The following is a 13,027-nucleotide window of genomic DNA, read 5'->3' as shown; positions in this document are numbered from 1 at the left end:
CATTCTTGCCTTACATAATCTATACGTAATGGTTCCATTAAAATTAAGCTAGATATATGTCGAATACATTTGGAGAGAAAATTTAACTTGGGAGGCATATCTGTCTTGTGATTCTTCCCTTTCCATTCGCAGCCAAAATGGATAGGAGGCTCCCGGCGAAATGCTAAAGGCCGTGTTTGAGTAACTGAAAGCACCCGGGATACCTCCAACGTCAGGCGCAATTTGTACTTTTTCCGTGCCTGTTGTAAGCGCAAAGGTTACATCCTTAAATTCTCCTGACAACATGGGATTTTTGGCGAACATTCGAACTTCTTGAGTTGCAGAACCACCTGCTGTTAAATAACCAAGGAAACGATCCGTATTTGGGTAAAGGAGGACATCGAAATCTTCCCCGGTTTCAGGATTTGACTCTTTATAATATAAATCTGGAGTAACCTCGAAATACATTTGGTCACCTCGAAAGAGCTTTATGGAATCCATGGCCTGAAAACGATTACCATCGGGAAGCTTAACCCCAAAATTCCCCTCAAAAGGATACGAATATTGCCCCATATCAAAATGCACAACCGTTTCCTCGGACCGACATACTCTTGATTCGAGCACAATCCCATTCTTGTCAATCAGATCTACCACAGTTCCTTTGGTCAGATTATCTACGGCAATAAACGTCCCCTTGTTGATTCGAATATACTGAACTTGCATTGGATGATCTCCATCCCCTTTTAAATAGAGACCAATCTTGGGCGCTCCCGCCAATTCAACGGAACCCATAATGTTCCACAGCAAGCCATCATCTGACCAATATGCCGTATAATAGTTGTAGTCTCGTACTAACCGAATCCATGGATAGGTTTTCAACAAAGGCGTTGGCAGAGACATATCTAGAAACTCTTCAATCTCCATGAAATTATGCTCGTCCACAAAAACGACAACGCCTCCATAACACCCCTCCGTATCGGGGTTGTAGCTGTTCCTCACATCCATCACGAATTGCTTCATATCCGTTAAAGGTTTGTAGAACATATACAGTGGATCGGAGCCATGTTTCAGCAATAAGCTACCTCTACCCGCTTCAAAGCGGGCAGGGTCGTTAGGCAGCACTTCCCATTTAAAATCAAGGCTGGAGTTGGAATTGGTGAAGTCTTCCTCGTAAATCCTGCCTGATTCTATCAATCTTGCAACACCCATAAAGATCCTCCTTTCATTACGTGAATAGCCAGATCCGCTTACCAATCACACACATCTTAGGCCTTGCTTTCCAAACTTCCAGCAAGCACTTGATGAGTGCTTCTACACACTGGTCTCCACCTCCACCTTCGCAGTAAGGAATGACATAGACGTCATCACAGATCCAGTTGGTCAGTTTCATCCAGTCCAGGTTCGCGTATTCGTAACTACGTGTACCTACTTCCTGAAGTGAGGTGAACACCCATTTGAACTCATGTTTGCCTTTGGGCACCGGATGTGAGAAGGAATAGTATCCACCCTCTTGAGTGAATGTTTTGATCAGTACATTATCGATGAAGAAATCCAGCTGACAATCAAACGGCTCAGGTACCCATACCCATCTTTCGTAAGCTTTGAAGTCATGAACCCGGAAGGTGGTCATGTATCGCTTTCCCGTCCAGTCGCTGATCTGCCCCTTCTGATCTGTGGTAATCTCTACTTTATACTTGCTATATGGCTTGGGAGCCAGATCATTCAGTTCGAAGCCCCGGTATCCATCCCCGTAATACGTTTCAACCCATAACACTTTTCCGTCTTCACGTGTAATTTTTACGCGCATATTACTGTTATCGCAGCCGCCCATCCAGATCGGTTTATTATTCCACACCTCAAAATGGGTCACTTCTGCCCATGATGGATCAAGTTTATCAATATCATCCAAGTGCAACGAACCACCCCAAATCATTGCACCGTCTCCTGCACATCCCTGCTCGAATCGAACGCGAACCTCGTATTTCTTCTTCTGATCTGAGGTGTTTTCAACTTCAATGGAGATAATCTGATCATCTTCATTCGTCACGTTCTGTGGTGGACCTAGTAATTGACCGTCCTCAAAGGTTTCAATGACAATTCTTGTGCCTGGACAAGCTCTGCTCGTATTTTTGTATAACCGAATGACATCAAGCCAAGCGTGACTCCCGCCATCCGGCGCAGTTGTACCTGGCCCAGGTGGATTCCATGAATCTTCCCCCGGGTGAGGGGACTCTCCTTCTCGATACAATAGTCCCTGAGCATCTTTACAGTAAGCATCCCATGTTTCTTTGAAGCGCCCTCCGCTGAGCGTGAACCCACCGGCATCTAAACCGCTGCCTCCTGAAGCACCTGAAGCTTTGTGTAAACTGTATTTTACCGTGTATGCCTTACCAGGTAATGTATAAGCAGAAAAGTCCATAGAGTACGTCTGTATCTCTCCATTACTTGCTGGGTAACGATAGGAGTAAGGCGTTGTACCTGTAGTTTTATCGATCAAATCAACCAATACATACGTCTCACTATCCGTTCTGTTAGGATAAACCAGATTGCCGCCGTTCAATCCAGCAGAGTCTTTTGTTTTAATGGATAGATTCTTAATAGAAGCATGGTAGAGAAAACCATCTTTATCTTGATCACTGTCACCAAAAGTATCCGTAATGCCAATGCAGATATAGTAATATCCTGCTTTCAAATTAGGAACTGTTTCAGAAAAGGTCGCTGCTGTATTCCAGTCAGTAGCACTTATATTCTTGTAATTCACTTTCCCGTTATTTTTCCCTCTGTTATTAATTTCGTTTAATAGTATTCGTTGTTTTGTACCAGATTCAGGATAAAAATACACCCTAAATCTCGCTTTTTGTTGATCCTTATCTCTCAGATAACAAATATATCTAAAATCAATGCTAAACTCGCCTTCACAGTAAAATCGTTGAAAAATCATTTTGGTATGTGGACTATCAAACTCCGTCTCCGGTATCCCAGGAGATAGATTTTTCACATTTAATCCGTAATAATTACTTTCTTTATTTTGATAAATGGTACCTGGTTCGGCATAATACTGTCTCATCATGTCCGAAGTTCGAATGGGTCTTAAACCCGTGTTGTTTAATTTCTTTATAGGATATACCTTTAGCGTCTCAACATAATCAATTTTACCAATCTCGGGAGCATAAAAATCCCGGGTAATATATTTTCCTTCATCCAAAAGTCTATGACTACCGTCATAGGTTGCTCCTTCATTTTTCCATCCCCACAAACTCGTTTGTTCAGACCGTCCTGAATAAGAACTTTGTCCATACTGAATTTCATGATTTTTCATTCCACTAGGAAAACATACTTCTCCAAACGGGCTTTGGGGTGGCTGATTGGACTGACCATTACCGTTGCCACCGACAGTTCCGCTTCCTGATCCCCCTGTGTTACCATCGCCAGGCACATACGACTTCCCATCTCTATATATCCAGCGGAAACGATGGCTGCCTGGGGGCAAAGGATACATGCAGTTTGTTCCATCGTTTCCATTGGACTGATTTCCTGTCCAGACGGAAATGCCATCTACCTGAAGCTCCAATTTTTCTCCAGGATCAAAAACGCCACCATATTGCCAGAATATGTAACCTGGCTTATCCAATTGCGCATCAAGTTCGCAGATGAATTCCTGATCATGTCCCTGCGCCCACATCACGCCATCACCATGAATCAATTCTTTCCAATCCCAGCTTCCTATAAATCTTAATCTTGAATCAATCTTATCTTCATCATTGAACAATTCATCAAACACCATTTCATCTCGATTTGCACCCGTTTCTGGATTATAATTGTAATCCATCCCGGGATAGATACGCATATGCTCTTTAATATTTAATTTGGCACCAGGATTCAGCTCTGCACTGTATGTAATCGTATCTCCGCTTGTTTGTGTAGACGCTCCAGCATCGGTTACATCCCATCCACGTGTCACATCAACATATGAACCTAGAGGAGATGTTGTCCGGTATGTATTGCCTGTGTTATTACCATAAGTAAACAACTTGTCCAACTTATATTTAAAGGGTTCTTCCGTTAAACTATCTCTGATTCGAAATTGGATTACGTTGTTTCCAGCTTGCAAAGGAATACGTATTTGTTCGCCGTTACCATGCATCGTTGTATAATGAACGGACATACCATTTACAGTTACCTCAAACGCTTCAGTAGGCCTTAACTGATGCTTATAACTAAATATGAACCACCCCTCATCCGCTAAAGGTACTGTGGTCTGGGCAATCATATCTCCCTGCTTCGGCTCCTCTAGACGCAATACATCTCCTTGATCAATCCAACTGGGACTTCCCGTTATGTACCATTCATATTTCCCGATTCCTTGTCCATAGTGAAACGGTTCCCAATGATCAATCTCTCTCGAAGGACAAGTTACTTCAAGTGCACCTCTCAAGTCCACCGTCGTATCCGGCCCTGCAACAATTTCATATTCGATTTTAACCTGGTTGGTCTCTGTTTCTGAATAGTCCCCATTCAGTATCCATTCCACGCCATGCACTGAGCGAGCATAGCTACCATGATCTCCATCTCCATGCTGGGTCCGCTGAACGAATTCATCATCAAAAAACAACTGATAATCATGATCCGGATACGGCTCTTCATCCACACCCATTTTGTAAGCAAATGAAATCGTACCATCACATTCGTTATCCAGGTCCATTGTCATGGTTTTCTTACGCAAATCATCCGTAATGAACTGTCCTTTAAAATGTGCCTGTGCCACACTTTGTGGTGATCTTACAACCCAGTTTCCATACTCATATACGTCCTCGCCATCCAGATCGTAATCCTTCGGCGCAGGCGGCTTGCGTGTATCCACAATCTCAACCACTTCAACATCCTTGATATAGATGCCATTGTTCTGCCATACTTCAGGTCGCATTTTGCGAATCAGCCAGTCGAACTTGTACATCTGGCCTGGCTGCAGTGTAAATGCAGCTTCCTGCCAACCGCTATTTTCACTCCATTCGCCTCCGACTTGCTGCCCGTTAATATAGAACAGCATGCCATTACCGCGTTTGGCACTAGCCAGATACTTGAACCTGATCTGTCCATAACGCTTCACACGCCAGTTAAATGTGATTTTGGATGAGTTGCCAATCTCCAGAAGCCCTAGATCCAGTTTCAAGATCATCTCTGAACCGGATTGTTCATTTCGGCCTACGGAGTGGACAGCTACCCATTCCTGATCCTCCGTCGATGAGACATATCTAAAGAAATCAGGAAATTTGTTGGTGAATGGTACGTCCTTTTTCATCGAAAAGAGCGGGATCTCATATACGGTTGCATCAAAATGATTGAAGTAATTCCCACTAAAATGATGGTAATAGGGTGCCGGACAGACTGGCAATGACACACCATGATGGCTGCCTCCAGGCTTCTGAGCATTTTCAAGAATCTTGTGAATACAATCTTTAATCATTTGCAGTACCCGCTGATATTGTGTTTTGTCTGGAGGCTGCTGCTGTTCCACCCACCATTCAATCCTGCGGTACATATTCCATAACGCTTCGCGACATCGCACACTCGCATACCATGACTTATCTCTCAGGTATTGCTCAATAATTTGATCGATACTGTTCTCCAGCGCATCCAATTGAACCGTCTGCCATCGTCCTATTTGGCCGTAACCTGGATCACCCAGAATAGGGTTATTTTCTTCACCATGCCGATCGGTTTCGCTCCTTGGTGCATTGGGACTCTGCGTTAAATACGCAGGGTTATTAGGGTTGCCGTAACTTTCGTCCGCAATCTTCGCCCTCATATTCGAGAACAATACACCTTTCTGTGACTTGGAGAACAAACCAAATGTATGACCCATACCAATCACCTCCCAATCTCTCTATACGACAAAAAGAGCACCGAGTTAATCGGTGCCCGTAAGATCATATTGTAATTTCGAGTCCGTGTAGATCTGGAGCTTGTTTTCCATGACCGATACGGACAATGTATACCATTTATTCTTCTCCCACTTAAAGGGTTGCATCGGAGAACCTACTGCAGTTGGATTGCCAGCTACGATTTTATATAGCTGCATCGGTGTTCTCATATCCAGGCTGTTATCACTGTCTCCTCCGTGAACCATAAACATCCAATAATTATTTTCATCAAAGTATTTGAATATAATTCCGGCACCGTCACCATCCGTGTCCGTATCAACCTTGAAATCAACAGAGAACTTGTAGGTCTCTGCCAGAAAGTTATTACGATACCATCCACTGATGTCCTTCGTATCCTCTTTGGAATAAAACTTTCCAATCAATCTGTCCCGATCCCAATCGCCCTTACCGAATTTGTTCCAGTCATCAGACTGAGATAGCTCCAGCGCATCCATATCCTTGGAGTAAGGGTAGTACACATTGAACGGATCATTCGGATCATAGTCCTCTGGAACGCCCAAACCTCCCTCCCAATCCTCAGGATCCATCCCCCTATCCAACAAATCATCTGAGTAATCGAATATGAGTCCCTGTGCCATCGTATCCATCATCGGTATATAAGCATCAGTGGATTCACGGTGCGCCACCGGATGATCAGTCAGTGTGAAGCTATCACGCGGTTCCATCTTGGCTTCATGATAAATCTCCATGAGATGAGTCGTTCTCTCAGGAAGAAACGCGTGTAACTGTTCCAAATATTCTGCTCTTTTCTCAGGCCTTTCAGCGAAAATAAAACCTGTGATGACTTGAGAACAACGTTTCTCAAATGAAGCCATGAGCCGATCAGGATCCTCAATTTCAGATAGTCTGGCATTGGCTATTCCTGTCGGTAACTCTCTCTCTATGCTAGTTTCACGTTCCTCAGTTATCCCTTCAAAATCATTCTTACTGAGATAACCTGGGTCTATTAACTTGCTGCCAAAAGTCTCGCCATCATTAACAATGTAGCTTGTATATGGAGAACTATGTCCATAACTTACCTCGTCATCTGAGAAAGCAAACCTTTGAAGTGTCATCCCATAGATACCATCGAATTGATCTCCGGCTCGTTGATCTGTAGCTCCACTTTCCACCTCATGTGAATGACCATGTCGATCGACTTTCCCTGCTGTGACATGCTCCCAATCGAGAGTCGTGCTTCTTAACAGGCTCATCCCAGAATCCAATTGATGGTTATAAGCCTCATAAGAAATTCTGGAACTGATGAACGAATCCTCCTCAATGTGACCATCTCTCGTTTTAAGATAAGCATATTCGCTTTGGATTAGGTCCAGCTGCTTATATTGGAATGCAACAAGTTCCATCTCCAAAATGGATTCTCTTAGCTCTTTGTTTCCGTAAAACATGTCCTGATCCAGCGATCCATTTCGCAGTTTCATTACATCATCGACCGTCTCATGGGTATATGCCCATCGTTCACCTTTCCTCCCGAAAAGGTTGTCATCCTGGAATGCTGATCTACCCTCTTTATTTAAATCAATAGTTTGGATCAAGTCAGCTTCTTTACCGTACTTCAAACCGAGAAGCTGTGAATGAAGAAATGAATCTTTAACATTTTTCATTCCGAAAATATTTTCTTCCAAATGTCCATATTGCGGTTTGTCAGCGAGCAGATTCTCTTCCATATTGCCATACTGGGGCTTATCTGCTGAGAGCAAATTCTCAATCTCTCCATACTTCAGGTTTGTCCCACCTACAATCTCAACCGGAACATCTCCGTATTTCAAATTCGTTCCGCCAACTATTTCTATAGGTATATCTCCATAGCTAAGTCCCGTGCCCCCCACGGATTCCACTGGGACATCACCATACTTCAGATTTGTACCGCCCAGTGGCAATACAGGATAAAGATAACCATATTGCGGTTTGTCCGCTACCAGTTGTTCTTCAAGATTAGAAATCTTTTCTATAACGCTCTCTGTTGTCTCATTAAGGTAAGAATCCTGAGTATTCTTGTAGGCAAAAACAACATCATTATCGAAATTTATAGCATCTCTATACAGATGAATGGAAAGTAGGGACTCCTCAATTAAGGCTATACGTGTACCCTTCGATCCTATAACCAAGATATCTTCCAGTTTCGAATCCTTTTTACCCTTTATCGATTCATAAATCAGTTCAATGAAGTCCGCATCCCTAATACCTTTGCCACCATACATAGCCTCATCATCCAACTGACTGAAGCGTAATTTGACCACTTCACTCTCAACCTCATGGACTGATGCATCTTTCATGATTCTTGTGGAATAGTTTTCTTCAAGCATGAAGGAAAATCTGTTCATGTTATCCGAAATGATTTCAACGCTCAATTGGCCCTTGCGTGTGATTGAATCAGCCAACAGGATATCATCAAGGTCAGCTGGTTTCATTTCTGTAAATGCCAGAGATAACTCATTTTGCACCAAACCATACTGATCTCCCCGGTTCCCAATAGGAGCGACACTTTCCAAATTCGATTCCCAAGTTTGGCGCATTCCTGCATTAAACTCCATATCCATCGCACTTTCCCTTGCCCACGAGGAACCGAGTGTATTTCTAATCTCTGCTTCTCCATCTCGAGGTTTTACACTGCTAATGGAATAATCCTTGCTAAGCAAAGACGGTCTCCATATCAATGTAGCCAGAGAGTAATCTATATCAATAGCTGCTTGACGTGATTCAATCCTTCCAATAGAATAACTCTCATTAAAATACAACTGTCTAATCTTGGCTGTACCTATGGAGTACTCATCAGTAAATAGAGCTTCTCTTGTTGGACTTGTTCCCATAGCCTCATGTTCTTTCAAATATCCCTCACGAAGCTTTGGCGTTCCAATGAGATATTCTGTGTTTAAAAGCATCTGGCGCAAGTTCGTGCCACCCAGTGTGTATTCTTCATTGATGGTTCCATAGCGGTCGCGGGAAGCTCCACCCATATTGAATTCAGTATGAAGTACACTTTCACGATTCCCGCTGGAACCCATGACACCATGATCAAGAATCGCTCCATCACGTTCAAATTTCGCTCCTGCCGTATACTCGGCAGAGGCTTGTCCTTTACGTTCAACCTCACTACCCTCATACGCCGGGTCGTCTGGAAATAATCCTCCGCCTGGAATGAGGTATCCTAATGGATCTTCAGCCTCAATAATAGCCGGCCTTGTATTAAAATCTGCCCCATAAATTACTTCCGTAATTTCGCCATGCAGATTCTCCTTCACCTTTAATCCCTCGAAACCGTCTGCCTCTAAAGTGGACCTACGTCTGTTCATTTCAGCCGATATGGATTCATCTTCAAGTATTGTTTCACCCAAATCTTTGGATGCTTCTGCAAGTTCCGTCCCAATAATACCAATCCGAGATTCCTTCGCACCTTCGAAATTAAAAGAAATAATACCTGACCTTGCTCCTTCTTTGTCAGCTTTCAAGATCCCACAGTCGATTAACGCATCTATCCGTTCCCTAACCCCACCCAGGAAGTTTTCGTCAAAGTAACTAGAAGCACGATCATCATTCACAGCCTCCATCATCATTTCCAGAATGACAGCAGGACTGTTCTGCAATATCTCCCCAACGATGAATTCCTCGTCCAGATATCCAGGGTACGCTTTATTCCCCAACCAGCCTCCACCAACCAATTTGTCCAAGAGTTCGTCTCGAATCATGGTCGGCCGACCCATATCTCGAATAGACTGAAGAATGGCTTCCATATCCATCTTCTTACGATCGCGGTGCGATATAAGTGGTTTATCAGTTAGATGCAATTGCTTCTGATTATCGTTCTTTTCAAACGTTTTTAAATTTTCGAACAGGGAAGGACGCATCACTTCTTTCTCAGCCAGATGCTCCTCAAACTCAGGTAACCATAAATCATGGGCCAGCGCTCTCTCTGCCGTTGTTAATTCTGTCGTATAACCATTAAAGGATTTTTTTCTGTCTGCACTTTCCTCAATGTTGGGAATGAAAAGTTTCCTGTTTTCTAATTTTGCAGTATGGAATCTTTCCTCAATATAGGTTTCGAGCTTACTCTGCCTTTCACCTAGAGAAAGATGGCTAAGTAATTCAAGAGCCTCTACGGATACTCGTTTACCTATTTTACTTTCCCTTTCTACATACCCTGGGATTTTGCTGATCCGTCTGCTTTCTTGCAGATCTCTGAAAACGAAACCAAACTCTGTACTTTCCCGGTAAGCCTGATCCTCATCACGATCAACAGTACTTTGCACCACATAAATCCGTCGAGCCTCAGGACGCTCATATTCAATATACATTCTCTCCAGATAAACTCTCTGAGCCGTAGTCAGATCATGTATGATGTTCATCTCTTCAGCATGATCTCGAACAGCCCATGGAAAATGCCTTTCCACATCCGTAATTGACTCTATATCCCTTTTGGCTATGATAATATCCGATTCTATAGTTGAAGGATGTTTGTCTATAATTCTGTGAGCTTGCATCGGATGCCAGAGAATCTCACTTGGACGAAGTACTAGCTCGGATCGATATCGATCACGGCTGCTTTGAACAAGATCATCTTGGAGGTGCAGTCTCTTATCGACTTGGCGTACACCTCTTATATCCGTATGGAGAACTGTGGGGTACTGACGCTCCTTCAGTTTGGCAAGTACATTCTCATGAGTCATGATCTCATACTCAATGTCACGAGTAGCTTGATTCAATTGGGACAGGAACATACTCTCTTCAATGTCCCTGAACGCTTGAGCAATTTTCCCCGTTGTCATACCACTAAATGTAGTTTCTCGTAAAGCACCACCCAGCTTTCGCATGAGAGCCAGTTGGGAAGTGTTATACACTCTGGTACCTTGAGGGCTCGTCCGATCAATATGCATATACTTTACTTCCTGAAATCGGCGAATAAAAGCTGTAGACATTTCTGAAAAAATAGATAACTGCTGGTCATTGTAAATCCTCGCCCCGATAATGGTAGCTTCCTCGGTATATGTCTCCTTACCGCTCTCCCTTGACCCGAGCAGGTCCTGATACAGCAGTTCTACATCTTGTCTGCTTACCTTCTGAGACTGAATACTTTCTCCGAGTACTGTAGTCCTAAGATTATCTTGAAGTGCTTGCAACAGAAAATTGTTCTCCGTTGATCGTCCGATAATCTTCTTCACTTCCTCGAAAACCTCTGCCACATCCATATCCGGTTTATCATTTCTGACGGAGTACACTAATTGCTTAATCACCAATTCAGATTGACTGTCTTCCTCTGCGCTATCTGCATAGTCGGCAATCATCCCAAAATCACTGACCCTGAAACTGATTTTGCCGGGCTCTAGCTTGTCCAAATTCTTAACAAAGTTACGTGTAAGACCCAAATTTCGCACAATCTTCAGCTCTTTGTCGTTATCCACCCGCCAGCCTTCTGTCATGTCTTCATCGACGGCTGATGCTTTCTCATCATTTAGTCTATGACCTTCTTGCCGATGCTCCATCTCCAAAGCTTCAATTAACGCAGATCTCTCCATCTCAAATGAAAAATCCATAATATTGCCTTGCTTAGTGGTCGAGCCCGATCCTTCTGAGGATCTAGGTAGAATGCCTTCTTTACCCTGTTTGGCATCACCCAGCACAATAAACCGTTCTTCTCCTTCAAGATCCTTGCGAATCGCTTCCACAAGTTGATGATTGAACCCGTGAGAAATCGATCTTGCCATATAGAAATCAAGCATCAGGACACTTGGATAACGGCTGTAAGGCATATATATAAATCGATAATCCTCAGGCCTGCTTCCTGTAGTTCCAACAGTGAACAGGTAGCCGTACTGAGTTGTCGTATAATCTATAACGGTAAAATCGTACTGGTTAACTACTTGACTCACGTCACTGCCCCCTTCCAATGAAAAAAAGGGAACCCCTGAGTGGAGTCTCAGAAAGTTCCCTCTCACTGAATCTATACGATTCAGCTTTCATTCAGTTCAACTTACAAGTAGCGTACTTCCTTCAGAATGGCCACGCCCATGCGTTGGTTGGCAGAAAGATTCATAAAGTTCTGTGCCGTATCTGTATCGAAGTAACGATACACTTCTTGGTTCCAAGACTTACCTTCCACATCAATGATCAACTCATCGAGGTGAAGGATATTATGCTTCGTCACTGCGATGCAGTTATCGAATTGACCGCGGTAGCCCTCATAAGGATGGACCACATAGATTGGAGACAAGTGATATTTGGAAGTCCATTTCGATGCCTGGAAGCCTTGTGGTTCCAATTCCAGACCTGTATCCCCCAATTCCGGATCAAGATAAGCTTTACCTTTTGGTGGAGCTTGTGTAATAAAGGAAGGGTAATGCTGCTGGAATTCAATACCTGATTTGGTTTTCAGCATCTGAAGTGTGTTGTTACCTGCAGAAGTATATTGACCATAATAGTATGTTCCTGTTTTGGCAATCTGAGAAATATCGGGTTCCTCAATCACGGCACCGGCTGTCAGCATCACGTTACCGTCTACATCATTCAGGTTGTATTTGAACGGTTTCAAGGCACCTGCATACAAGAAGGATTTTTTGTAATCAAGGAAGTTCACCGCAGGGTCTGCAACAAGAACCATTGCCAAGCGGTTGTTCATGACATTGACATACATATATACGGGTTTCTCTTTATTCCGATCCGTTGGTGTATAGTTTTCCAATGCCCATTGGTAAAGTACCGGATGACCTGTCAGCTTGAAGGTAGGTCGGGTTGTAACCGGTAATGTAGTTGGCTCACTGCCCTCGAGTCCTTCAAGCAACTGTACAGTTAGCGTACTATGCTCTTCATAAGCCGGAACAGGTGCAACAACTCGCGGTACCAAAGCGTGATTGATGAAGCTAACATAGAATTTTTTGGTGATTGGAGTTGTTTGAGTACCGATCGTCATAACTCCACGAAGGATGAGTTCCTGAACGCGATCGTTGCTGTCTTTTTCCTCATAGAATACTTCCCACAGATTTTGTTCCTGGGTCTCACTCGCAGTTGACTCAAAAGGGAAACTCTTAAAGCCAGTAACTTCCTCTTTCAGTTTTGTCAACAAGTCCTGGGAAGTGGTGATTGTCTCTACATATTTAAAGTTTGCCATTGTGTAGTAG

General features: G+C 43.4%; 4 protein-coding genes. All 4 read right to left on the bottom strand.

The window, feature by feature from the left end:
- Positions 1–48: 48 nt before the first annotated feature.
- The gene (locus tag CRO25_RS01740; protein WP_079694069.1) at positions 49–1,188 is read right to left on the bottom strand and encodes a hypothetical protein; all 1,140 of its coding nucleotides are present in this window, start codon (positions 1,186–1,188) and stop codon (positions 49–51) included.
- A 16-nt stretch (positions 1,189–1,204) separates the two neighbouring features.
- On the bottom strand, positions 1,205–5,842 hold the full coding sequence (locus CRO25_RS01735; protein WP_079694070.1) for a hypothetical protein: 4,638 nt from the start codon (positions 5,840–5,842) through the stop codon (positions 1,205–1,207).
- A gap of 45 nt (positions 5,843–5,887) precedes the next feature.
- Positions 5,888–11,782, bottom strand: a complete 5,895-nt coding sequence (locus tag CRO25_RS01730) for a hypothetical protein (RefSeq protein WP_079694071.1) — start codon at positions 11,780–11,782, stop codon at positions 5,888–5,890.
- 101 nt (positions 11,783–11,883) lie between these two features.
- Positions 11,884–13,017 carry a hypothetical protein gene (locus CRO25_RS01725; RefSeq protein WP_072735262.1) on the bottom strand — a complete coding sequence of 378 codons (1,134 nt, stop codon included), beginning with the start codon at positions 13,015–13,017 and terminating at the stop codon, positions 11,884–11,886.
- Positions 13,018–13,027: the final 10 nt, after the last annotated feature.

It is taken from the genome of Paenibacillus sp. RU5M (genome assembly GCF_900221055.1).
Classification (GTDB): Bacteria; Bacillota; Bacilli; order Paenibacillales; family Paenibacillaceae; genus Paenibacillus; species Paenibacillus marchantiae.
Note: the sequence above shows the minus strand (reverse complement) of the source record. Positions and strands in the feature narration are given on the sequence as shown.

Coding starts and splice junctions, on each gene's coding strand:
- CRO25_RS01735 (WP_079694070.1), bottom strand. CDS start 5,842: ATGGGTCATACATTTGGTTTGTTCTCCAAGTCACAGAAAGGTGTATTG.
- CRO25_RS01725 (WP_072735262.1), bottom strand. CDS start 13,017: ATGGCAAACTTTAAATATGTAGAGACAATCACCACTTCCCAGGACTTG.
- CRO25_RS01740 (WP_079694069.1), bottom strand. CDS start 1,188: ATGGGTGTTGCAAGATTGATAGAATCAGGCAGGATTTACGAGGAAGAC.